Annotated in this window: 23 protein-coding genes; 12 read left to right on the top strand and 11 right to left on the bottom strand. The window is 64.3% G+C overall.

Going from position 1 to position 22,546, the window contains the following annotated elements; translation table 11 throughout:
* Positions 1-115 precede the first annotated feature (115 nt).
* The 5 genes from rpsF to dnaB all read left to right on the top strand — a co-directional run bounded on the left by rpsF (position 116) and on the right by dnaB (position 4,178).
* Entirely contained in the window at positions 116-406 is a 291-nt protein-coding gene (rpsF, locus tag G6N64_RS06125; protein ID WP_163796068.1) for a 30S ribosomal protein S6, read from the top strand.
* 128 nt (positions 407-534) lie between these two features.
* Entirely contained in the window at positions 535-1,050 is a 516-nt protein-coding gene (locus G6N64_RS06120) for a single-stranded DNA-binding protein (RefSeq protein WP_163796067.1), read from the top strand.
* A gap of 51 nt (positions 1,051-1,101) precedes the next feature.
* Positions 1,102-1,365 (top strand): 30S ribosomal protein S18, encoded by a 264-nt coding sequence (gene rpsR, locus G6N64_RS06115; protein ID WP_163796066.1) that lies wholly within the window; start codon positions 1,102-1,104, stop codon positions 1,363-1,365.
* Between the two features lie 11 nt (positions 1,366-1,376).
* Positions 1,377-1,832 (top strand): 50S ribosomal protein L9, encoded by a 456-nt coding sequence (rplI, locus tag G6N64_RS06110; protein WP_163796065.1) that lies wholly within the window; start codon positions 1,377-1,379, stop codon positions 1,830-1,832.
* Between the two features lie 534 nt (positions 1,833-2,366).
* Complete coding sequence (gene dnaB / locus G6N64_RS06105; RefSeq protein ID WP_163796064.1) at positions 2,367-4,178, top strand: replicative DNA helicase; 1,812 nt, start codon at positions 2,367-2,369, stop codon at positions 4,176-4,178.
* 478 nt (positions 4,179-4,656) lie between these two features.
* On the opposite strand, the gene G6N64_RS06100 is transcribed toward dnaB, so the two are convergent.
* On the bottom strand, positions 4,657-5,433 hold the full coding sequence (locus G6N64_RS06100) for an SDR family NAD(P)-dependent oxidoreductase (protein WP_163796063.1): 777 nt from the start codon (positions 5,431-5,433) through the stop codon (positions 4,657-4,659).
* Positions 5,434-5,729: 296 nt separating this feature from the next.
* On the opposite strand from G6N64_RS06100, the gene G6N64_RS06095 reads away from it, so the two are divergent.
* The 3 genes from G6N64_RS06095 (at position 5,730) to G6N64_RS06085 (ending at position 8,953) form a co-directional block, all read left to right on the top strand.
* The gene (locus G6N64_RS06095) at positions 5,730-6,284 is read left to right on the top strand and encodes a TetR/AcrR family transcriptional regulator (protein ID WP_246230980.1); all 555 of its coding nucleotides are present in this window, start codon (positions 5,730-5,732) and stop codon (positions 6,282-6,284) included.
* 175 nt (positions 6,285-6,459) lie between these two features.
* Entirely contained in the window at positions 6,460-7,944 is a 1,485-nt protein-coding gene (locus G6N64_RS06090) for an aldehyde dehydrogenase family protein (protein WP_163796061.1), read from the top strand.
* Between the two features lie 88 nt (positions 7,945-8,032).
* Positions 8,033-8,953, top strand: a complete 921-nt coding sequence (locus tag G6N64_RS06085) for a TIGR03619 family F420-dependent LLM class oxidoreductase (RefSeq protein WP_163801477.1) — start codon at positions 8,033-8,035, stop codon at positions 8,951-8,953.
* A gap of 480 nt (positions 8,954-9,433) precedes the next feature.
* On the opposite strand, the gene G6N64_RS06080 is transcribed toward G6N64_RS06085, so the two are convergent.
* Complete coding sequence (locus G6N64_RS06080; RefSeq protein WP_163796060.1) at positions 9,434-10,273, bottom strand: mycofactocin-coupled SDR family oxidoreductase; 840 nt, start codon at positions 10,271-10,273, stop codon at positions 9,434-9,436.
* 175 nt (positions 10,274-10,448) lie between these two features.
* The gene (locus G6N64_RS06075) at positions 10,449-11,063 is read right to left on the bottom strand and encodes a TetR/AcrR family transcriptional regulator (protein ID WP_163801476.1); all 615 of its coding nucleotides are present in this window, start codon (positions 11,061-11,063) and stop codon (positions 10,449-10,451) included.
* Positions 11,064-11,194: 131 nt separating this feature from the next.
* On the opposite strand from G6N64_RS06075, the gene G6N64_RS06070 reads away from it, so the two are divergent.
* Positions 11,195-11,464, top strand: a complete 270-nt coding sequence (locus G6N64_RS06070) for a ferredoxin (protein ID WP_409370744.1) — start codon at positions 11,195-11,197, stop codon at positions 11,462-11,464.
* Between the two features lie 52 nt (positions 11,465-11,516).
* Entirely contained in the window at positions 11,517-12,797 is a 1,281-nt protein-coding gene (locus tag G6N64_RS06065) for a cytochrome P450 (RefSeq protein ID WP_163796059.1), read from the top strand.
* A gap of 135 nt (positions 12,798-12,932) precedes the next feature.
* On the opposite strand, the gene G6N64_RS06060 is transcribed toward G6N64_RS06065, so the two are convergent.
* A complete protein-coding gene (locus G6N64_RS06060) occupies positions 12,933-13,343 on the bottom strand; it encodes a MarR family transcriptional regulator (RefSeq protein WP_163796058.1) in 411 nt (136 codons plus the stop codon).
* A gap of 79 nt (positions 13,344-13,422) precedes the next feature.
* Between G6N64_RS06060 and G6N64_RS06055 the strand changes: the two genes are divergently transcribed.
* On the top strand, positions 13,423-15,324 hold the full coding sequence (locus tag G6N64_RS06055; protein WP_163796057.1) for a TolB family protein: 1,902 nt from the start codon (positions 13,423-13,425) through the stop codon (positions 15,322-15,324).
* A gap of 9 nt (positions 15,325-15,333) precedes the next feature.
* Here the strand turns inward: G6N64_RS06055 and G6N64_RS06050 are convergent, their stop codons facing one another.
* The 6 genes from G6N64_RS06050 to G6N64_RS06025 form a co-directional block, all read right to left on the bottom strand.
* Entirely contained in the window at positions 15,334-16,233 is a 900-nt protein-coding gene (locus tag G6N64_RS06050) for an alpha/beta hydrolase (protein WP_163801474.1), read from the bottom strand.
* A 10-nt stretch (positions 16,234-16,243) separates the two neighbouring features.
* Positions 16,244-16,741 carry a hypothetical protein gene (locus G6N64_RS06045; RefSeq protein WP_163796056.1) on the bottom strand — a complete coding sequence of 166 codons (498 nt, stop codon included), beginning with the start codon at positions 16,739-16,741 and terminating at the stop codon, positions 16,244-16,246.
* Positions 16,742-16,887: 146 nt separating this feature from the next.
* Positions 16,888-18,342, bottom strand: coding sequence for an aldehyde dehydrogenase family protein (locus G6N64_RS06040; RefSeq protein WP_163801473.1), 1,455 nt, complete (start codon positions 18,340-18,342; stop codon positions 16,888-16,890).
* 17 nt (positions 18,343-18,359) lie between these two features.
* Positions 18,360-19,172, bottom strand: a complete 813-nt coding sequence (locus tag G6N64_RS06035) for a carboxymuconolactone decarboxylase family protein (RefSeq protein ID WP_163796055.1) — start codon at positions 19,170-19,172, stop codon at positions 18,360-18,362.
* A gap of 25 nt (positions 19,173-19,197) precedes the next feature.
* Complete coding sequence (locus G6N64_RS06030; RefSeq protein ID WP_163796054.1) at positions 19,198-20,010, bottom strand: mycofactocin-coupled SDR family oxidoreductase; 813 nt, start codon at positions 20,008-20,010, stop codon at positions 19,198-19,200.
* On the bottom strand, positions 20,007-20,837 hold the full coding sequence (locus G6N64_RS06025) for a mycofactocin-coupled SDR family oxidoreductase (RefSeq protein WP_163796053.1): 831 nt from the start codon (positions 20,835-20,837) through the stop codon (positions 20,007-20,009). The genes G6N64_RS06030 and G6N64_RS06025 overlap by 4 nt, the downstream gene beginning before the upstream one ends.
* Before the next feature lie 141 nt (positions 20,838-20,978).
* Between G6N64_RS06025 and G6N64_RS06020 the strand changes: the two genes are divergently transcribed.
* Positions 20,979-21,590 (top strand): TetR/AcrR family transcriptional regulator, encoded by a 612-nt coding sequence (locus G6N64_RS06020; RefSeq protein ID WP_163801472.1) that lies wholly within the window; start codon positions 20,979-20,981, stop codon positions 21,588-21,590.
* A 416-nt stretch (positions 21,591-22,006) separates the two neighbouring features.
* Here the strand turns inward: G6N64_RS06020 and G6N64_RS06015 are convergent, their stop codons facing one another.
* Entirely contained in the window at positions 22,007-22,495 is a 489-nt protein-coding gene (locus G6N64_RS06015) for a hypothetical protein (RefSeq protein ID WP_163796052.1), read from the bottom strand.
* Positions 22,496-22,546 lie beyond the last annotated feature (51 nt).

Raw genomic sequence — 22,546 nt, 5'->3', positions numbered from 1 at the left:
CGATTTGGCTGGTCAGCGCCGCTGCCGGTAGTCTGGGCCGGTTGCCGACGCAGGCGACCCTCCTGCCACGGACTGTCCGTGGCCGCACACGACCATAGGAGGTGATGGGTTACTCATGCGTCCATACGAAATCATGATCATCCTCGATCCCACGCTCGACGAGCGGACTGTTTCCCCGTCGTTGGAGACGTTCTTGAACGTCATCCGTAAGGACGGCGGCTCGGTCGACAAGGTCGACATCTGGGGCCGCCGCCGGCTGGCCTACGAGATCCGCAAGCACGCCGAGGGCATCTACGCCATCGTCGACGTGAAGGCCGAACCGGCCACGGTGTCCGAGTTGGACCGTCAGCTCAACCTCAACGAGTCCGTTCTGCGGACCAAGGTGATGCGGACCGACAAGCACTGAGAACTTCGACGGCCTGTGCGCGTCGGGGCACTTCCGTAGGCTCACCCGAGACTGCTTCCCCCACCGCACGTACGCCGGCGACGAGCGCTCCGTGCGACTAGCCGACAAGACATCTTCAGGAGGACATCGTGGCTGGTGACACCGTCATCACGGTCATCGGAAACCTGACCGCCGATCCCGAACTGCGGTTCACGCCGTCGGGCGCGGCCGTCGCGAACTTCACGGTCGCATCGACCCCGCGGACGTTCGATCGCCAGACGAGCGAGTGGAAGGACGGCGAAGCGCTGTTCCTCCGCTGCAACATCTGGCGTGAGGCGGCCGAGAACGTGGCCGAGAGCCTCACCCGCGGATCGCGCGTGATCGTCAGCGGCCGGCTCAAGCAGCGGTCGTTCGAGACCCGCGAGGGTGAGAAGCGCACCGTCGTGGAACTCGAGGTCGACGAGATCGGTCCGTCCCTGAAGTACGCCACCGCGAAGGTCAACAAGGCCAGTCGCGGAGGCGGTGGTGGCGGCGGCGGCTTCGGTTCGGGTTCCGGCGGGGGCGGCGGCAATTCGCGCCCGTCCGAGCCGCCCAAGGACGATCCGTGGGGCAGCGCGCCTGCCTCGGGTTCGTTCAACGGTGCGGACGACGAACCGCCCTTCTGATCAATTCCCGGCGTCTGACGACGCCTACTGAGTACGACGAAAGAGAACGAGATGGCCAAGACGACGAGCAAGCGTCGGCCGGCTCCTGAGAAGCCGGTCAAGACTCGCAAGTGCGTGTTCTGCAGCAAGAAGGGCAAGCTGCAGAACATCGATTACAAGGACACGGCACTGCTGAGGACCTACATCAGCGAGCGCGGCAAGATCCGTGCCCGCCGTGTCACCGGCAACTGCGTGCAGCACCAGCGTGACATCGCCATCGCGGTGAAGAACTCGCGCGAGGTTGCGTTGCTGCCGTTCAGTTCTGCGACGCGATAGGGAGGCATGCGATGAAACTCATTCTCACCGCAGAGGTCGACCATCTGGGTACGGCGGGCGACACCGTCGAGGTGAAGGACGGCTACGGCCGGAACTTCCTGCTGCCCCGCGGGCTCGCGATCCTGGCGTCGCGTGGCGCCGAGCGCCAGGCCGCCGAGATCCGCCGTGCCCGCGAGACCAAGACGGTCCGCGACCACGAGCACGCCGCCGAGTTGAAGACCGCCATCGAGGCGCTCGAGTCGGTGTCGCTCCCGGTGCGGACGTCGGGCAAGGGCGACAAGCTGTTCGGTTCGGTCACCAACACCGACGTCGTCGGTGCGATCAAGAAGGCCGGCGGCCCGAACCTGGACAAGCGCACCGTCCAGCTGCCCAAGGCGCACATCAAGTCGACCGGGTCCTACCCGATCACGGTCCGTCTGCACCCCGAGGTTAACGCGACGCTGTCGCTCAGCGTCGTCGCCGAGTAATAACACCAGCGTCAATACGCCCGGGTGGAGATTTGATTGATCTTCACCCGGGCGTTGCTGTGTTTGTGGCGAACTACGGCGTCCGAACCGGCGTCAGCGAAGCAATCTGCTGTTAACCTCGACGGCTCGTCCCGGCAACGCAACACGCCCGGCATCGCTACCTGAGGGCGACACGCCGACGACTTTGCATCCACAGTTGTACTGACCTCTCGCACAGCCCTGAACTGCGATGACTCCGCGACCCGCGTGAGTTGTGCACAGGTTCTCCCCAATGCCCCAACATGGCTGTCCTCGTCTATCCACACGCCATCCCCAGGTCCATCCACAGGGCTGCCTTGCGGTGGGTTCAGCAACGTCTAACGTTGTGCCCCGGCGCCGCCTCGGTGGCGTCGGTGGGGGCCCTCGGGGTCGGCCATCCTCCGATCGCGACGACGCGGTTGTCGGTGGGTCGTCCTATCGTCGCGGGCGAGTGACGTCGAATGCGTGTTCGATGCCGGCAGTGTTCGACTTTGGCAAGGGGAGGTGGGACGCCTAGTGGCCGTCGTTGATGACCTGGGTCGTTCGAATGCCGATGCACCGCCGACGGGGGAGGACTACGGGCGGCAGCCGCCCCAGGACATGGCCGCCGAGCAGTCCGTCCTCGGCGGCATGCTGCTGTCGAAGGACGCGATCGCCGACGTGCTGGAGAAGCTCCGGCCCGGCGACTTCTACCGCCCCGCCCACCAGAACGTCTACGACGTCATCCTCGACCTCTACAGCCGGGGCGAGCCCGCCGACGCGGTCACCGTCGCCGCCGAACTCGAGCGGCGCAGTCTGCTCAAGCGGATCGGCGGATACCCCTACCTGCACACGCTGATCTCGACCGTGCCGACCGCGGCCAACGCCGGGTTCTATGCGGGCATCGTCGCGGAGAAGTCACTGCTGCGGCGCCTCGTGGAGGCCGGCACGCGCGTGGTGCAGTACGGCTACGCGGGCGCTGACGGCGCGGACGTGGCCGACGTGGTCGACCGGGCCCAGTCCGAGATCTACAACGTCACCGAGGGACGTACGTCCGAGGACTTCGTGCCGCTCGAGGCGATGCTGCAGCCGACGATGGACGAGATCGACGCGATCGCCTCGCAGGGCGGCGTCGCCCGTGGTGTGCCGACGGGATTCACCGATCTCGACGAGTGCACGAACGGTCTGCAGCCCGGACAGATGATCGTCATCGCCGCGCGTCCCGGCATGGGCAAGGCACTCGAACTCGGCACGCCGCTGCCGACGCCCACGGGCTGGACCACGATGGGCGAGGTCCGGGTCGACGACTACGTGGTCGGCGCGGACGGCCAGCCCACGCGGGTGGTCGCGGCGACCGAGGTCATGTACGGGCGGCCCTGCTACGAGGTCGAGTTCTCCGACGGCACGTTCATCGTCGCCGACGCGGAGCACCAGTGGCCCACCGAGTCGGGGATCAGGACGACGGTCGAGCTGCGTGGCGGTGCCGACCGGATGATCCCGGCGACGCCGCCCGGCGGGTCCGGTCGTCGGACGGCGCTGCTGGCGCCCCCGGTGTACGTCGCGTGGGTGCGGCAGGTCGACAGCGTGCCGGTGCGGTGCATCCAGGTCGACAACGAGTCGCACCTGTACCTCGCCGGCGAGGGCATGATCCCGACGCACAACTCGACGCTGGGCCTGGACTTCCTGCGGTCGTGCTCGATCAAGAACCGGCAGACGAGCATCCTGTTCTCGCTCGAGATGAGCAAGACCGAGATCGTCATGCGCCTGCTCTCGGCGGAGGCGAAGATCAAGCTGGCCGACATGCGGTCGGGCCGGATGAGCGACGACGACTGGACCAAGCTCGCGCGCCGCATGAGTGAGATCAGCGAGGCGCCGCTCTACATCGACGATTCGCCGAACCTGACGATGATGGAGATCCGCGCGAAGGCGCGCCGGCTGGCGCAGAAGACCGACCTACGGCTCGTCGTCATCGACTACCTGCAGCTGATGACGTCGGGCAAGAAGGTCGAGTCCCGCCAGCAGGAAGTGTCCGAGTTCTCCAGGCAGATCAAGCTTTTGGCCAAGGAACTCGAGGTCCCGGTGATCGCGATGAGCCAGCTGAACCGTGGTCCCGAGCAGCGCACCGACAAGAAGCCGATGCTCGCCGACCTCCGCGAGTCGGGATCGATCGAGCAGGACTCGGACATGGTGATCCTGCTGCACCGCCCCGACGCGTTCGAGCGCGACGACCCGCGTGGCGGCGAGGCCGACCTCATCATCGCGAAACACCGTGCGGGGCCGACGAAGACGATCACCGTCGCTCACCAGCTGCACCTGTCGCGGTTCACGAACATGGCGCACGGCGGGTAATTGATGTGGCTTCTCAAACTTTATGTCCAATTCTCATTCCAAATGTCCACACGATGTCCAATTGGACATTGAAGTGGGAATCCACCGCTTTGCAGGGTGGCCTCTAGTGCGCCAACACGACCTTTTGGCCGAGAGAGCAAGTACAGATGACAGGACAGCTGAGCTGTTCGCTTGACCCGTCAGCGGGGTGACGAGCCTCGTCACCAGCGCGCGTTCGAGCAACTGGCCGTGACGATCGCGGTCTCGTTTGGCTAGTTAGAGAGTCGAACCCCGGGCAATGACCATGGATGGACCCCGCGAGCAAGCGGTTCTTGATTCCGGACAACCTGATCACTGTCGCCAGTATCAGACGGCTCTGCTGCTCTGTGCGATATGAACGCGACCTATTCGCATAGCTTCTAGAATTTCTCATTCGGCGTTCGACGAATTGTCATCAGTAGCACCGCCGTGGCTACGTCATAACGTGGATCCGCACACATCAGAGGGCGAAGGAGAATCCGCCGTTTACTGGCAGGGTTTGCCCGGTGATCCACGAACCGTGCTCGCTCGCCAGCAAGACGGCGAGATGGGTTACGTCGTCTGCGATTCCGGGGCGCCGGATGGCGTAGTTGCGCAGAATTGCTTTCGCTTGTGGGGCATCCGGCTGACTCCACAACGGCTCGGTCAGCGGTGTCCGCATCGTTCCGAGGGCGATGTTGTTGGCCGTGATGCCATAACGCCCCATCTCCACCGCGATCGAGCGCGTGAATCCGGCGGCTCCGGCCTTGGCCGTCGCGTACGCAGCCGAGTTCGGATCTCCGGTGCGGCCCGCATCCGAGACGATCGTGATGATGCGCCCCCAGCCCCGATCGACCATCGCGGGAAGTGCGGCACGGGAGCAGTGGAGGACGCCATACAGATTCACGCGGAGGAAGGGCTCCCAATCGACCGGTTCGGTTGCAGCGAATCTGCGCCCAGTGAGGAAGCCATCGGCGCCTGCGTTTCCGGCATTATTGACCAGAACATCCACGGTGCCGGCCGTGGCGAAAGCATCAGTGACGGCCTGGTAGTCCGTAACGTCGAACGGCAGCGCGCTCGCCGTTCCTCCCGCCGCCAGTACCTCCTCGACGACACTGTCTGCACGCTCGCCCCGCAGATCGTTGATCAGAACCTCGGCACCCGCCGCGGCAAAAGCGAGGGCAAGGCCGCGCCCGACGCCCTGCCCGGCGCCGGTGATCGCGACGCGACGTCCGGAAACGTTCAGTTGCAGTGTCACCGGATCTTCCCGCTGGCTTTCGAGGCGGGCTGAACCTCGCTGAGCGACCTAGAGGTCATCGCATTCCCTTCGATCTACACCCCGCGTCGACACTACGAAAGTAGTGTAAGGGTCCGTGGCGGTGTTCAGTAGTCTCTGCGTTTTCTGCGATCGCTTTCGAATGGCCGTCCCACCCCTGGAATGCGCGGCAACTCCCAGCCATACGTGCTGACAGCACTAGACTTCGGACACCAATGCGACGAAAACCCGATCCGGAACAGCGTCGACTCGAACTATGCGACGCAGCAATAACGCTGTTGGCCGAAGACGGCATCAAGGGGCTCAGTCATCGGAAGGTCGATCGGGCAGCGGGAGTGCCCGACGGCACCACATCCTTCAACTTCCGCACCCTCGCGGCTCTGGTCCACGCCGTCGCAGCGCGAGTCGCGGCACTCGACCTGGAGGAACTCACCATCGCCACGGCCGCTTCTCCTGCCGCTGGCGATGGCGAGACGTCGGGGGTGTCCGGACTCGCAAGGCTCATCATGCGTTCCTCGACAGGACCGCCGCTGATCAGGAGTAGGGCCCGATTGGAACTCGTGCTGCAGTCACATCGCGATGTCACCCTCGCGGAGGCGTTCCGTCACAGCGGCGAGTTGTTCCTCGCGCTGCATCGTGACGTCGTGCTCCGACTGCAACCTTCCGGAGCGGAGATCGAACCCGCCCACATCGACGAGCAGGCATACGTCCTGCAAACCTTCATTGGAGGACTCATGACCGCGATCGCTCATGGAGACAACACCATTGAGAGTGCTGAGCAGCTGGATGGCATCATGTCGGCTATTGTCAGCGGCCTTTCCGCCCGCCGGTGATCGACCCGCGATACAGGCGTGGAGATCGGGCAGCCGCCACAACACGGTGAAGAGGCGAAAATTCGAACCTTCCCGTCGCGACACTACGATAGTAGTGTGCAGAGGGCGCACTTCGTTGGGGTTTGTCGGCGGCCCATGACGGACTACACAGCGCCGCGCGAAGAAGGGGTTTCCAGTGACGAACGTGCAGACTGGCGCGGGGGTGCTGGCCGGTGACGAGCGGATGCTCATCGATGGCGAACTTCGACACACCGCCAGCGGAGCCAAATTCGACGTAATTGATCCGGCCAATGAGCAAGTGGCCGGGCAGGCCACCGACGGCACGGTCGACGACATGGCGCGGGCAGTTGGCGCAGCGCGGCGCGCGTTCGATGAGTCGGACTGGTCGCGTGACCTGGAATTCCGCTATCACTGCCTGACGCAACTGCACGACGCGCTGGAGCGCAACCAGGATCGACTGCGGCGGGTGCTCGTCACCGAGGTGGGCTGTCCGGTCTCGGTGTCGGGCAGCCAGATCGACAGCCCGATCGATGAGGTAAAGCATTGGGCCGAGCACGGTAAGGCCTTCGAGTACCTCGTCGACACCGGGATGCACGACACTCCGATGGGGCCGGCACGGCGCAAGATTCACTACGAGCCCGTCGGTGTCGTTGGCGCGATCACGCCCTGGAACGTGCCGTTTTACCTGAATATCGCCGAAACGGTGCCCGCGTTGATGGCAGGCAACACGGTCGTGCTGAAGCCCGCGCAGCTGACGCCGTGGTCGGGCAGCGAATACGGCCGCATCGTGGCCGAGGAGACCGACATCCCTCCGGGGGTGTTCAACGTCGTGGTGTCCAGTGCCAACGAAGTAGGCGGCGCGCTGTCGGCAGACCCTCGGGTGGACATGATCACCTTCACCGGATCCACGGCCACGGGGCGGGCCATCCTGGCGGCCGGCGCGGCGACCGTCAAGAAGACGCTCCTGGAGCTTGGCGGCAAGTCCGCGCACATCGTCCTCGACGACGCCGATTTCAACTCCGCCCTGCCGCTGGCCGCGATGATGGCGTGCGTCATGTCCGGCCAGTCCTGCATCCTGCCCAGCCGGATCCTGCTGCCCCGCAGAAGATATGACGAGGGCATCGAGATCCTCAAGACCAGCATGGAGAACTTTCCCTACGGCGACCCGTGGGATCCGGGAAACATGCAGGGCCCGCAGATCAGCGACGGGCAGCGGCGGAAGGTGTTGGGGCTCATCGCCTCGGGCATCGAGTCCGGCGCGCGGCTGGTCACCGGCGGCGGCATCCCCGAGCACCTGCCGGTCGGGTACTACGTGCAGCCGACCCTGCTCGCCGACGTCGACCCCGATTCGCGGGTGGCGCAGGAGGAAATCTTTGGTCCAGTGCTGACGGTCACGGCGTACGACTCGGACGACGAGGCCGTCGCAATCGCCAACAACTCCATTTACGGGTTGTCTGGGGAGGTCAGCGGCGAGGACGTCGAACGCGCGTTCGCGGTGGCAACCCGCATGCGTACCGGCAACGTCAGCATCAACGGCAAGAGCCACTTCGGCATCACCAGCCCGTTCGGCGGTACCAAGCAGAGCGGGTTGGGTCGCCGCAACGGCGCCGAGGGTTACCAGGAGTACCTGGAAGGCAAGACGATCGGCATGCCGGCGTGAGCCAGCTTGCCCGCCACCCGTGGACAATGAGCGGCCCTACAACCGCGGTGAGCCTCATCCCGATCCTGCAAGCCACGAGCCGTCGGCGATGAAACTCGGATTTGCCCTGCCGCACATGCTCCGGCTGCCGGCGATGACGATGCCGTGGGAGGCCGCGGTGACAGGCGCCGACCAGACGCGCCTTGCACAATATGCTGATGATCTCGGCTTCGCGATGATCGCAGTCCCCGAGCACCAAGTCATACCGCGTTCTCACGTCGACCTTTCCGGCCCGCACTACTTCAACGCCTTTAGTGCCATGGCCTATCTCGCCGGTGCGACACAATCGATCAGGGTGAACAGCTGCGTCGCCATGCTGCCCGTCCAGAACCCCATCATCACCGCCAAGGCACTCTCGACGATGGACTGGCTGTCCAGTGGCAGGGTGACCGTCACCTTCGGTGTCGGCTGGCTCAAGGAGGAATTCGACCTCTTGGGCGTGCCGTTCACCGACAGAGGAGTTATGGCAGAGGAATACACGCAAGCGATCATCGAACTCTGGACCAGCGACAACCCCGAGTTCGACGGCAGGTACGTCTCCTTCCGCGAGGTAGCCTTCGAACCGAAATGCGTGCAGCGACCACACCTTCCGATCTGGTTCGGTGGTGACGCCGACGCCGTCCTCAGGCGCACCGCGCGGTACGGCACCGGATGGTGGCCCTTCCTGACAAAGCCGCACGAGATTCCCGCCCGCATCGACTTCATCAAGTCACAACCTGACTACAACGGCACTCTGACGGACGTCTTCTACGGCCTGTCCACTGGCCGGGTCGGTGAGGGCCACGTCGCCGTCGACGATCCCAATGTGCAGCCTGGCCGGAGCCGAGAGCAGATCATCGACAACCTGGGGCAACTCAACGAGCTTGGCGTGACGATGAGCGCGGTGTCCATTCCGCCGCTCAACCATGTCGATGAGTACTTCGACTACACGCAGTGGATCGCCGAGGAAATCATGCCAGTCGTCGCCTAGCAGCAACCTCGTCAGCGAACAGCATTGGGAAGAAGACCGATTCGACACCCGATGGACTTGTCCGGAGCGCCACGTTTCCACGCGCGACTGTGGGCTTGCCGAGGACGACCAAGACGCCGTCATCGCTTCGAGCCGGCGCCAGAGGCACACCACGGCGTGGACTGCCGTGGTGTCAGGCGGCCGGTCCACCCACCGTCACCACCAGTCAACTGAACTGGGGGCAGTCCCGTCGGCTCGCTCGCCCGACTGGGCCGGTTCAGCACCGTCAATCACACCTGGCACGACCCATGCGCAAACTTTGCCGGAACGACGAACGCGCCCAGTCCCACACGCCTCCAGCAGTACTCGGTCATCAGTTCCTGACGTGGCTGGGTGAAATCCTCGCCGCTGGCGAGCGCGGAGTCGACACAGGCGTGGAACTCGCTTGTGTCGCGCGTCGTGACATACCGGGGCCGCAACGACAATTCTGCATCCGCAGAACTACTTGAGCATGCTGCCGGCGTCAACGGTCATGGGGAGCCCGGTGATGTAACGCGACTCGTCGGAAGCCAGGAACAACACGGCATTACTGACATCAACGGGTTCGACCCAACCGATCGGCAACACGTGCATGAACTGAGCGGCCACGGCAAGATCCTCCGGACCGGGGCTCTCCAGGTCGGGACGGAACAGCTTCATCGTGCCTTCGTTCATGAACAGGGGCGTGTTCACGTTGGTGGGACATACCGCGTTGACTCGGATCGAATGTTGGCCCAGCTCCACCGCGAAGGTCCTCATCAGTCCAATCACACCGTGTTTGGCGGCGATGTAGTGGCCGGTATGGGCGTAGGGCTTCAGGCCGCCCACCGAGCTGGTGAGGATGATGGAACCGCCGTTGCCGCCGGAAAGCATGTGCGGGACGGCCGCCTTCACCGTCTTCCAGACACCCGAGAGGTTGACGGCGATCATGTCGTCCCAGTCGGTCTCACTGGTCTTGTCCAAAGTCTGACCGCCGTTGCCGATTCCGGCGTTGGCCACGATGACGTCCAAGCGTCCGAGTTGCTCCACACCGCTGTCGACGGCGGCTTTCAGCACGTCGTAGTCGCGGACATCCACCTCGGCGGTCACGATGCGGCGGTTGAGACCCTTCACCAGATCGGCGGTCTCGGCCAGGTCCTCGGGCGAAGCCGACGAGATCTGGCTCTCCGAACTGATCTGCTTGCACACGTCGACGGCAATGATGTCGGCGCCTTCCTCAGCCAGGCGCACCGCGTGGCTGCGGCCCTGACCTCGCGCCGCGCCGGTAATGAACGCCACTTTGCCTTCGAGTCGCCCGCCCATGTCTACACCTCGTTGTCTCTGGCGCTCGGACGGTCATTCCCGGCCGGCGCCGCCGCGTGGCTAATACTTATCGATCGATCAGGAATGCTTGCACTGATGACGATCACTGTCAACCACGTGGCGGTGTCGGAAGCGGACGCCCCGGATCACGCCGGCGGCTGAGCACGGCCGACGACTACGGCTGCGGTGTCGCAGATGGGGTTGACGAAACGGCGTCCACCAGCAGGCTTATCTGGCGCTCCACTAGGCCGCGCAGTTCGTCGTGGCCGAGTGTGACGCCGACCGCGCTCTCGTTGCACAAGCTGCGGGCGGTCTGAGCGATCAGCATGGAAATCGCCACTGCGGGATACGCGTCGAGGTCGACTCCACGGCCGCGCAGCGCCACCGCGACGGCGGCTGTCTCGATGTCGCGGACCCGCTCGGCGTAGACCTTGAGTTCAGCTCCAATTGCCTTGCGATGGTTCGCCAACGCCATGAATTCGGTATTCAGGCCGGTCAGTCGAAGGTCGCTGTTGATCAACCACAACGCGCGTATCGGGTCGGCGTCGGTGAGCGAGGCGCGCATGTTGTGCAGCGAGGCTTCGGCTCCGGTGCGCAAGACCTCGACGAACAGATCGTCCATCGTCGGAAAGTAGTAGTAGACCAGTGCCTGCTTGACGCCCGCCGACGCTGCAACGCGTCGTGAGGTCGCCGCCGCGTAGCCCTCGTCGCGCATGATCTTGGCTGTCGCCTCGATCAGACGCTGCCGGGCCCCGGCGTCGGCGGGCTTCGCCTTACGTGCCGTCGCCATCAGCTCAGCCCGACGTGACACATGCTTGACCACCTCGCGCGCGTTCTGGTAAGCATGGCGCATTCTAACAGCTGATCGATCGACCAGAACGCGGCCCTTCCTGCCAGGCCGACCCGAATGCAACTGGAGGCATGGCCGGTGTGGAGAACTCGATCAAACCCACTCACTTCCTCGCCTCGTCCGAACCAAGGACGATGACGGTCCGCCGCAAGGTGCTGGTTGACCCGCACATGTGCGAGGGCCACGCACTCTGTGTCCACTCCGCACCCGACGTGTTCGACGTGACCGACGGCGACGTCGCCACCTGTTCGGAACGGCCGTCCGAGAAGCTCTGGGATCAAGTCGCGGCCGCCGTGGACGCGTGCCCGCGCGGGGCGATCACCGTGGTCGAAGACCAGTAACCATCCTCACCGATCACATCAGCCGATCTCTTGACCGAAAGGCCAGCCCTCCATGACGGACCTCGCAGCAGTCGATTTCTTCTCCGATCCGGCAGTCAGTCAGAGCCCATACGAGTATTGGGATTATCTGCGTGAGCAGGGCCCGGTCGTCAGGGAACCGCACCACGACGTCGTGGCGGTGACGGGTTACCAGGAAGTCATGGCGGCGTTCAAAGACCACGACTCGTTCTCGGCGGTCAACGCCATCGGCGGACCATTCCCGCCACTGCCGTTCGTGCCCGAGGGCGACGACATCACCAATCAGATCGAGGCACACCGCCACCTGTTCCCGATTTACGAGCACATGGTCGTCATGGACCCGCCGGCCCACGAGAAGGCGCGGTCGTTGCTCAGTAAGTTGCTCACGCCTCGACGCCTCAAGGAGAACGAGGAGTACATGTGGCGGCTGGTCGATCGTCAGATCGACCAGTTCATCGAACGCGGCCGTTGCGAATTCTTGAGCGAGTACGCAAAACCATTCGCCACCTCGGCCATCATCGACCTGCTGGGCGTTCCCGAGGCCGACCGTCCCGAGTTCCTGGCGGCGCTGGGAGCTGAGCGTCCGGATGGCAACCGCGTCGGTGCCCTCGACGGGGAGCCGGTGGGTCTGGACCCGCTGAAGTACCTGGACGACAGGTTCGTGGGTTACCTCGCGGAACGACGCCGCGAACCGCAGGACGATGTCCTTTCCGGGATGGCCGCTGCGGTCTATCCCGATGGCTCGACACCGGAGTTGATCGAAGTCGCCAAACCGGCCACGTTTCTGTTCGCGGCGGGGCAGGAGACGGTCACGAAGCTCCTCAGTGCCGCGGTACAGACCTTGGGTGACCGGCCTGAGTATCAGCAGATGTTGCGCGAGAAGCCGGATCGAATTCCGACCTTCATCGAGGAAGCCTTGCGGATGCACTCGCCGACGAAGATCGACTTTCGGCTGGTCCGCAAGACCACCACGCTCGGGGGCATGCACCTCGCCGCCGGTACCATCGTCATGCTGTGCCTGGGTGCTGCGAACCGCGATCCGCGCAAGTTCGAGAACCCTCACGAGTTCCGGCCGGATCGCAAGAACGTCCGCGAGCACATTGCCTTTGGCCGTGGTATCCATACGTGCGCCGGTGCGCCGTTGGCTCGGGTGGAAGGCCAGATCACCGTTCGCCGACTTCTGGATCGCATGCGCGACATCAGGATCGACGAGACGAACCACGGTCCTGCAGACGACCGTCGCTATGCCTACGAGCCGACGTTCCTGCTGCGCGGTCTCACCGAACTGCACATCGAGTTCGAGCCCTCGGCGTAGCTGCACGCCATGCTCTGAATCTGCTGCGACACTGCTCGGGGAGAACCGCGCCGGCTGACGTCACGAAGCATCGCTCCGTAGGAGACCGTGATCGAAGTGAGAACGAGATGGCGCGGTCCGGGCTAAGGCCGGCCGTCATCGCAACAGTAAATCGGCCAGCTCGTCGAGCATCGCCATCACATTCGTCGGGGATGCATCATCACCGAGCGCATCGGAGAGAACTTCGGACAGCGGCGGTGTCCGACTCTGGGAGGCGGTCACGAGCATCGTGCTGGGTTCGATAACGGTGCGCCGTCGGTCTTTGGGGTCTACCCCGGTGGTCAGAAGGCCCTGCGCGGACAGAGCGGCCACACATTTCGACACATAGCCTTGAGTAAAGCCGGTGCGGGTGACAACGTCCGTCACCGCGCTCCCCGGATAGAGCATGACGTCGCCCAAGATGAGTTCTTCTGCGGGACTGGGTGTGACGTCCTGTGGCTCGAGGTGAACCTGTCGCGAGAGTTCGACCAGGCGGCGACCGAGTCGGTGCATCCGCTGCCGGTCCATGTGTACAGGTTACATCACTGCTAATGTATTCCTAGGAATTTAAATGATGGTTCGGTGGCCGAGGGAAGGTGTTCCACTGGTGAGGCTGGTGAAGTGTTGTCGCGCATTCGCGCTCGGCACCGTGTTGCTGGTGGCTGCCTGCGCCGGCCCTGCCCCAGTGCCCGCCGGCGACTCCCCGTCGCCGTCAACCAATCCGGCTGCTGCCGAGAACGTTTCGATCAGCCGACTCCCGCTGCCCCCGACGGCGCCAAACCTCCGCGCGGGTTCCTGTAAGAACAGGACCGGCTGTCTGGATCCGGGGACCGCCGGTCTGGCAGAAGGGCCCGGCTACATGAAGGACGGGGCACACGTGTTGCTGCCGGTCCGATTCGCGGGCGCCCCGGATGCGCCCAATCCGGCGCACGTGTACTCCGGTGACCAGGTCATCGTTATCAAGACCGACGCCACGTCGTTCTCTAACGGGGACGCGTGGAAGTGCATCACCTGCGGAGTGCCGGATACATTCGGCGCCAACAGAAATGCTGAAGCACCGCAGGACGCGGGCGGTCTCATCGTTGATCATCCGCAAGCGTTCCGGGATGGTAAACGCGTTCTGCTCGGTACGAACGTCCTCGACTGTGGACCACACAGGATCGTCGACGACGCCTGCACTGCAGGGACAGCCAAGATCTATCCCATTGCGGCGTATCGCGCTGGCGGGCCGATGCGCGAGCTACGACTGCACCCTGACGACGCTCACCTGGGCTTCAGTGAACCCGTGATGGCCGGTGACGTCTACCTGGACCAATTGCCCGTCTTCTGCCGCATGCGCTTCGACGCCGCGGGCGACCGATACGTCCTAGAAGAAGTTCGCTACCTCGTCGACACCGACCCGCGGAAGCAGATGCTCAGCGTCGACCCGGAGAATTCGACGGAACTGCTACGCAACGAACCCACCGCGGTGATCGGCGAACTCCGCGGTTTCACCGATGATGGCAACTCCGCCCTGGGCATCGGGACCATGGATTCGGGCAACTTCGACCTCTTCACCACAGATCTGGCGAGCGCCGCGTCGCACCGATGGACACAGAACCCGGCCTATACCGACCCCGCCGACATGTCCCCTGACGGCAGATGGGTGGTCTACATGGACGGTCGGGTCAATGACCGAATGAACTTCGCCGGCGCACTCCCCGGAATTCCGCCGTTGATCGACATCGTGAACGTCGGCGCGGTGCAATTTCTGTACAACAACGGCAACCGGCGCTTCTTTCAGCCCTACCTCGCGAATAACGGTGGCGCCAGTGCCGTTGCGGACCGGCAACTGAATGCGTGCGACGACCCCACCCCGGGCAGCGGCAGCATCTGCGATCCGCTGTGGAATGGGCGCGCCGACCCGACGTGGTCTCCAGACGGCACGCGCATCGTGTACTGGCAGGCGATGGTGGAACCGCCAGCGTGCGGTCGTGGACAGCGAACAGCGTCCACATGCCCGCAATCGACGGAACCGGGCGGCCGCAAGACGCGATTGATGATGGCCGAACTGACCGACCGCCGACCGCAGGTGCATCAGGGGCCGACTTCATTCCGAAGTGAGATTCCGTGGGCGGTCCGCTACGAACCCGGCTTGCCGTTACCGACGCGGCCGAGCGTGCGGCCGGGTGCCTACACCTTGAAGGGAAGAATGTCTGGCGCCGCCCGAGTCGTGCTCGCCGAATCCGCCGACGGCAGGAGCATCGCGCAGATCGACGTCACGTATACCAACTTCAGCGACGATGGTGTCAACGTCATCGATGGCACCGAATCGGCGACGTCGGCCCCCTACATTCGGCACGCCGACCTGAGACTTTCAGGGCGGCACTCCGGGTTCAGGAAGAGCAGCGAGCCGTCAGGCTTCGTCATCACCCCGCCGTCGTCCCGAGGTGGCAGGGCGACGGTCACCGGCACACTCACCACGGTCCTCGACGGCGCGACCTACACCTCGCCGGGAACAGGCGAATGACAAGCAGGGTCAACGGCTGGCAAGCGCGCGATGCAGGAATTCCCGCTGACTTCGCAGAAAGTCAGCCGTTACAGCTGTTTTGGGTGCGACCGCGTCGAAGCCATGGAAGCCACCTGACACAACCTCCAGTTCGCAGTTCACCTCGGCGGCTCGCAAGCGGTGCGCGTAGGCCATGGATTCTGCGTAGAGCACGTCGAGCGTCCCCACGCCGACCCACGTTGCTGGCAGCCCACGCAAGTCGACCCTCCGGGCCGGCACAGCAGTACTCGGATCGGCGCCACCGAGGTACGCACTCCAGCCCAGCCGGTTACTCGAGTTGTTCCACAGCCGCCGGTGCGCGGCATCGGCGTCGTGTCGGTCGGCGGTGCGGTCGTCGAGCATTGGATACACCAGAACCTGTGCCGCCAAGACTATTTCGCCTCGATCACGGGCCAGCAACGCCAGCGCGGCAGCCAAGCCGCCGCCTGCACTGGCTCCGGCGACCGCGATTCGCGCCGAGTCGATGGCCGGCTGGGTGGCGGTCCAGCGCAATGCGTCGTAACAGTCATCAAGAGGTGCCGGGAAGGGGTGCGAAGGGGCCAATCTATAGTCCACGGCCACCACGGTCGTCTCGAGTTCGCGGGTCAGCCGACGACACCAACCGTCGTCCATGGCCGCGTTTCCGAGTACATAGCCGCCGCCGTGCACCCACAACAAGCCGCTGCCGTCACCACCCTGGGGTGGGCGGTGCACCCGGAGACTGATGCCCGACGGCAGCGTCACGATCTCAACGTCCCGCGACGGACGTCGTCGTCGCGCGGGGACGGCGCGGAACGCTCGTACCGTCAGGGGGGTGACCAAAGTTCGTGGCAGAAGCCGGGCGTGACGGCGAAGCTCGGGGTGAAACACCGAGGTGCCTCCGCGCCTGATCACAAGGCCCTCACTGAGGTTGGCGCCTCGGCTCCGAAGGTGGGATGCCAGCTTGGGCGGGCACCGGGGCTGTTCGGGCGGTAGGGACTACCTCGACGGCCGCGATGGCTTCGACGGGCTGACCCACCGCGGCCAGTGCCCGTGCCTTGTAGGCCCGCGCCGCGCCGCTGAGCCGATACTCGACGGTCTCTACTTGCTCGATCGAATCGGGCTCCGCGGCCCAACTACGGTCCGCCGTCGTGACGTCGTTGCGCCCGCAGTCCATTGCGACTCGCAGTTCTTCCTCAACGCGGGTCCCTCGACGCAGACGATCGACTGCTATTGCCAGCGCACCCGGGCTGCAGCGGTACCACTCCCGCTGATCCGCGGCTTCGAGAGCGACGACCTCACCACCGAGAATGCGGATGGGCAGTGGGTCTTCTCCCTTGCCCGTCAGCAGCACGGTCACCTCCCATCCGGCCATCGCACGATCGCACAGCCAGCCGCCCACGGATTCGACGACGTTCACGACGTGCGGAGTAATGACGTGGACTACGTATCTTCGGCCGTAAGGCAACGAAAGTTCTCCCGCGACCACCCGGACAGGCGAAGCAGCGGACCGGGCAGTCATGACATCCTTGGTGTGGTTGTGCGGAGCATCAGGCAAGTCAAGGGTCAGCGCATGCCGATGCGAATGTTCTTGACTTGCTGAAATTCATGCAGTCCGTCGATGCCGCCGGTTCTGCCGAAGCCGCTCTGCTTGTATCCGCCATACGGGCCTTGGGGTGAGATCCGGCTGTTCTGATTGATCCACACCGAGCCGGCATCGAGCTGCCGCGCCACCCGGTGGGCCTGGGTGAGATCGTTCGTGTGCATGAAGGCATTCAGACCGTACGGTGTGTCGTTGGCGATGCGCACCGCGTCGTCGTCCGCGCTGAAGCGCATGAGGGACACGACCGGACCGAATGTCTCGGTCTGCGCCAGTTCTGAGTTGTTGTCGACGTCGCCGAACACCGTGGGCTCGACGTAGTAGCCCTTCGTCAGCTCGCCTCCCATCCTGGAGCCGCCGGTGAGTAGTTCGCCGGCGCCGTCCCTGGTGGCCTTCTCGACCACGGCGACGATCCTGGTTGCGGATGCTTCGCTGATCACCGGGCCGACACTCACCATCGGATCGAAGGGGTCGCCGACCTTGGCGCCGCCGATCGCCTCGAGGAACTTGTCGACGAATTCGTCGTACACCGATTCGTGAATCAGCAGGCGGCTGGCGCACGCGCAGCTCTGGCCGGCTTGCATCAACGGGCCCTGGTGAGCCGAAAGCGCGGCAGCAGAACCGATATCGGCATCGGCGAAGACGATGTTGGCCGACTTGCCACCGAGTTCGGCCACGACCGGGGTGAGGTTCGTAGCTGCGGCTTGGATCACTGCGCGTGCGGTCTGTCCGCCGCCGGTGAACCAAATCTTCCCGATACCCGGGTGGCGCACCAAGGCGTCTCCGCCTTCAGCGGCCGCGGGAACTACGTTGACCAAGCCAGCGGGTAGTCCGGCCTGGATGCAGAGTTCACCGAAGCGCAGCGCCGCTAGCGGGGCCAGCTCAGACGGCTTGAGGATCACGGCGTTTCCCGCCGCCAACGCCGGTGCCACACAGGAGGCCGTTACGGCCAGCGACCCGTTCCACGGCGCCAGGACGGCGACCACGCCGTACGGTTCGCGCTCGACGAAGTTGAGATCGAACGATCCGCTGACGGGGGTGCTCGATCCGTGCGGCTTGTCCGCATATCCGGCGAAGTGGCGCAGGAACTGCTCGAGCATCACCGCGGTGCCGGCGTAGGAGACCGGGACTGCATAGTCATGGACGTTGAGTTCGGCAAGTTGGCCGAGGTGTTCGTGAACGGAGTCGGCCAGGTCGATCAGGAGGTCGCGCCGGCGATCGGCGGTCAAGGAGCGCCATTCTCGCTGCGCTTGGCGCGCCGATTCGACGGCGAGGTCGACGTCGGCGCCCCCGGCGAGGGCAATGGTCGCGTTGGGAAGACCGGTTGCGGGAAAGATGTGCCGGTGGTGCCCACCCGAGGTCGACGTAATGCGATCGCCGCCGACCAGCAGACCCACCGGATTGTCTGAGGTCGCGGGCATGAGCGCTGCGGAGGCGGTCACGATGGTGCACCCGCCTCCGCTGACCACTCTTGCGATACGCGCAGTTTCTGTTCGCCGATCACCTGGTTCAAGTGTGACGCTTTGGGCCATCCGTAATAGGCCGCGAAATGCAACGCCAGTTCGTCCATTTCGTCGAAGGAGACGTCGCGACTCTTGAGCGCGGCATAGACGTGGCTCAGGATCGGATAGGGGGCGTCCTGGAAGGCGACACATGCCACGGTGACCAGTCGGCGTTCCTTCATGCCGAGACCTGGACGGAGCCACATCTCGCCGAAGACGAAGTTCAGGATTCCGGCACCCTGAAAGGGATTGTCGCGTAGCGGGGCGTACGGCAGGCAGTTGATGTCCTTGAACGATTGCTCACCCACCGCCAGTCGCGCTTCGGGATCGCTGGGTGTGGGCAACGGCAGTAACGCCGGGGCGGGGGGCGGGGCTACTCCTCGCTCTCGGTGGATCCGTTCCCACTGTTCATCGACCACCATGTTGAACCGTGACGCCTTTGGCCAGCCGGCATACACCGCGAAATGCAGGACCGTCTCTTGCATTTCGACGATGGTCACGTCTTCGCTGTGCAGTGCAGCATAAACGTGGTCACGCAACGGACCTTCGGCGTCGGCGGCGGCCACACAAGGGAGCGTGATGAACCGGCGCGCGCGACGGCTCAGCATGGGTCGCTGCCACACCTCGGCGAAGACGAAGTCCAGCATGTTGATGGTGGCTGGCGTCGAATCCTCCGGCGCAGCGAAGGTCATCACGTCTTCGAACGCGCGTCTGCCGCGCTCGAGTCGGTCGATGTCGACGGTGGTCATAGCGCTTCCTTCTGCTGGGCCGTGCTCACCGCAGGGTCACCCCGGCGTCGACTTTGAACTCCAGACCGGTCACGTGACGGGCCTCGTCGGAGACGAGGAACAGCACCGCGTTGCTGATGTCGATCGCTTCGGTCATGACGATCGGCAGGGCATTCCCGAAGAGCGGTGCCAGATCTGGCCTCACCTCGGCGAGCAGGGTGTGCAGCGAGTCCGGCCGCATCCCGGTTGCAACTCCCGTCGGATGCACGGTGTTCACTCGGACGTTCTGCGCAGCGAGTTCATTGGCTAGTGCGCGACTGAGTCCCACCACGCCGTGTTTGGAGGCCGTGTAGGGCGTGTGGAGCGGTGTGCCCTTCAGGCCCGCTGCCGAACTGATGTTGACCAGGCTGCCCCCGCGCTCCACCAAATGGGGCAGCGCCGCGGCGCAGGTGTTCCAGGTCCCAATCAGATTGACGTCCACTACCGTCCGCCATTGCTCGGATGTGGTGGTGTCCCACGTCCCCGCGGTCAGTACACCGGCGTTGGCGACGGATGCATCCAAGCCACCCAACTGTGCGACTCCGTCGTCGACGGCCGCGGCCAGGGCGGCAGCGTCGCGCACGTCGACGGCGTAAGCGACTGCCCGGCGCCCATGCTCGACCACCAAACGCGCAGTCTCGTCGAGATCGTCGCGTGTCGACAGGGGGTACTCGATCTCGGCCATAGACTCGCAAATGTCGATCAAGATCAGGTCTGCGCCCTCCTGAGCCAGCCGCAAGGCGTGGCTGCGGCCCATTCCCCGCCCGGCACCCGTTATGAGGACGCGCTTGCCGGCGACGCGCCCGTGGCCGGCGCTCATAGCTTGTTGCAGAAGCCGGCGTCAACCGGGAAGGCGACCCCGGTAACGTACTTCGCGGCGTCAGAGACCAGGTACAACACGGCTGCGCTGATGTCCTCGGGCTCCAGAAGCCCGACCGGCATGGGATTCTGCAAGTGCGGCCCGCCGTCGGGATACGCTTCCAGGAAGGCAGTCATCGAGGGGTTGGTCGCCATCATCGTGTTGACCGCCGTCGGATGCACCGTGTTGACGCGAATACTGTGCGGGGCAAGAGCGTTCGACAACGTACGCATCAGTCCGACGATGCCGTGCTTGGAAGCCGCATAGCCGAGTCCACCACCCTGCATTCCACCGAAACCCACCAGACCCGCGGTTGAACTGGTGAACACGATGGATCCGCCGTGTTCCCCGGCGATCAGGTGCGGCATCGCCGCCTTGGCTGTATGGAACGCACCATTCAGATTGACCGCCACCACGTCGGTCCACATCTCGAGCTCTTCGTCGATCGTCAACGGGCGGAAACCCATCGCGGCGATCCCGGCGTTGGCCAATACGATGTCGAGTCGGCCGAAGTGTTCCACCCCCGCATCCAATGCCGCCCTCACGGCGTGGAAGTCGCGAACGTCTGCTACCGAACCGAGCATCTTGCCGCCCTGCGCTTCGACAAGGGCAATCGTCTCGTCGAGTTCGTCGAGCGAGGCCATCGGGTAGCCGTTCGAGGCGATGTCGGCGCAGATGTCGATGCCGATGATGTCAGCACCTTCGGCGGCAAGCCGCACGGCATGGCTGCGGCCTTGCCCCCGGGCAACGCCCGTGATGAAGGCGACTTTGCCGTCCAATGAACCCATTAGTCCTCGCTTCGTTGCGCTCGCCACAGTGTGATTGCGGTGTGACCTGCATAACCTCGTTACTCGCGGTAGGGTAACCCTGTTACAGCAGATCGGCAAGGGGGCCACCCGGTGGACAAGGTCGACCAGGCGCGAGTCGACATGGGTCGCGGAGACAGTCGGATACTCGGCATCGTCATAGACATACTCGAGACAGACGGGTACGACGCAGTACAACTGCGCGCAGTCGCTCGCCAAGCACGCATGTCGCTTGCGACCATCTACAAGCACTACCCGAACCGGGATGAACTCATCTTGGCGGCGTTGCAGACGTGGATGGTTGAACGCCGATACTCCGGTCTGGTCCGGACAGCGCGAGCGCCCGAAGAATCGTTGTACGTGGCCATGATGCGCTTGCTGCGTTCGATCTTCGAGCCCTGGGAGCAACATCCGGCGATGCTGACCGCGTTCTATCGCGCACGGTCATCGCCGAACGGTCACATACTGTTCCGTAAAGGACTGGACATCGTCGTGCCCGCCGGGTTGGACGTACTCGCCGGCGTCGACGAAGCCTTCATCCGCGACCTCGACACGGTCCTGTCCAGCGTGATCTACGGGCTGTTGGGCCGGTTTACCCTCGGCGAGATCGCCATCACCGACATCGTCCCTGCCTTGGACCGCACCGTGTACTGGCTGACGACGGGATATGACGCCGCCAAGGTGTCGCCGCTTGCCGCGGAAGGGTCGGCAACAGCAGGGAGTTCCAGTGGGTGAGATGCGAGCCTCGACGAGACGGGGCTCCGAACGCACGGACCGTCTTGAACGCCGGAATTGGGTCACTCGACGCTCGCCGACATGACTGAGTTCTCGGGAATTGGGCTTGAAGCCGTCGAGGAGAGATCGAAGACGGTGCCGCTGTCGAACGCGGATGCCGCGGAACCACGGTCGCCGTCGCGCTGCCTCCGAGGTTTGGTCCGCATCCGACGTTGGCGACTACCTTGCCACGAGTCGGACCACGACCGACGGCGCGCGAGGGCCTTGGGCCTCGGTGATTTGTTCAGTCGATCAGTATCGAACGTGAACTGACCGTATCGCGATCGATGTGCCATGGAGACTTCCAACGGAGATCTAGGCAACCCGATCCATTGGCTCTCCCGGTGTGCCTTCACCGGACCGTGCAACGCTAGGTCTTAGAAGCGTTGGAGGGCGAAAGCGTAAGTGTCGGTGCTCCCAGGCATCCCGTAGCAGCCCGACTGGTAGGACGAGGCGACGGACCCTACCAGCGACGCCGCATCCCAGTTGTAGACGTCGTGTGAGGGCAGGTTGTATCCGACGCAGCGCACTCCGTCGGGCACGTCGACGATCAAGGTGTACCGGCCGTCGGCGTAGAACGCTGATTGTTGGAAAGCCTGGCTCTTCAGGGGCCGGGGAATGGCGCGCACGTTCAGCGTGTCGGTGGCCGGCGCAATCACTGGGTCCTCCATGTAGGTACCGCAGTCCGGGGCGCCGCATGAATGCATCACCGACCAGATGAAAGAGTGGTCATTCCATCGGTCGGTCATGACCTCGTAGTTTCCGATGCGCATCGGGGCGGCGCCGGCCTGTGGAGCCAGCGCTGTCGCTGTGAGGCCGAACACGGTTCCAGCTAGCGCGATTACGGTGCGGATCGATCTCGTCATGTCATGTTCTCCTCGTCGGGGGTTGGAAGTTCCAAGGCGTACAGGTATTGA

It is taken from the genome of Mycolicibacterium sediminis (genome assembly GCF_010731735.1).
In the GTDB taxonomy this organism is placed as follows: Bacteria; Actinomycetota; Actinomycetes; order Mycobacteriales; family Mycobacteriaceae; genus Mycobacterium; species Mycobacterium sediminis.
The sequence above is the reverse complement of the archived record's forward strand: the minus strand, read 5'-3'. Positions and strand labels throughout refer to the sequence as shown.

What these genes read in the sequence shown, in the direction of transcription:
- rpsF (WP_163796068.1), top strand. Translation starts at nt 116, where the DNA reads ATGCGTCCATACGAAATCATGATCATCCTCGATCCCACGCTCGACGAG.
- rpsR (WP_163796066.1), top strand. Translation starts at nt 1,102, where the DNA reads ATGGCCAAGACGACGAGCAAGCGTCGGCCGGCTCCTGAGAAGCCGGTC.
- rplI (WP_163796065.1), top strand. Translation starts at nt 1,377, where the DNA reads ATGAAACTCATTCTCACCGCAGAGGTCGACCATCTGGGTACGGCGGGC.
- G6N64_RS06085 (WP_163801477.1), top strand. Translation starts at nt 8,033, where the DNA reads ATGAAACTCGGATTTGCCCTGCCGCACATGCTCCGGCTGCCGGCGATG.
- G6N64_RS06080 (WP_163796060.1), bottom strand. Translation starts at nt 10,273, where the DNA reads ATGGGCGGGCGACTCGAAGGCAAAGTGGCGTTCATTACCGGCGCGGCG.
- G6N64_RS06075 (WP_163801476.1), bottom strand. Translation starts at nt 11,063, where the DNA reads ATGGCGACGGCACGTAAGGCGAAGCCCGCCGACGCCGGGGCCCGGCAG.
- G6N64_RS06070 (WP_409370744.1), top strand. Translation starts at nt 11,195, where the DNA reads ATGGCCGGTGTGGAGAACTCGATCAAACCCACTCACTTCCTCGCCTCG.
- G6N64_RS06065 (WP_163796059.1), top strand. Translation starts at nt 11,517, where the DNA reads ATGACGGACCTCGCAGCAGTCGATTTCTTCTCCGATCCGGCAGTCAGT.
- G6N64_RS06060 (WP_163796058.1), bottom strand. Translation starts at nt 13,343, where the DNA reads ATGGACCGGCAGCGGATGCACCGACTCGGTCGCCGCCTGGTCGAACTC.
- G6N64_RS06040 (WP_163801473.1), bottom strand. Translation starts at nt 18,342, where the DNA reads ATGCCCGCGACCTCAGACAATCCGGTGGGTCTGCTGGTCGGCGGCGAT.
- G6N64_RS06035 (WP_163796055.1), bottom strand. Translation starts at nt 19,172, where the DNA reads ATGACCACCGTCGACATCGACCGACTCGAGCGCGGCAGACGCGCGTTC.
- G6N64_RS06030 (WP_163796054.1), bottom strand. Translation starts at nt 20,010, where the DNA reads ATGAGCGCCGGCCACGGGCGCGTCGCCGGCAAGCGCGTCCTCATAACG.
- G6N64_RS06025 (WP_163796053.1), bottom strand. Translation starts at nt 20,837, where the DNA reads ATGGGTTCATTGGACGGCAAAGTCGCCTTCATCACGGGCGTTGCCCGG.
- G6N64_RS06020 (WP_163801472.1), top strand. Translation starts at nt 20,979, where the DNA reads ATGGGTCGCGGAGACAGTCGGATACTCGGCATCGTCATAGACATACTC.
- G6N64_RS06015 (WP_163796052.1), bottom strand. Translation starts at nt 22,495, where the DNA reads ATGACGAGATCGATCCGCACCGTAATCGCGCTAGCTGGAACCGTGTTC.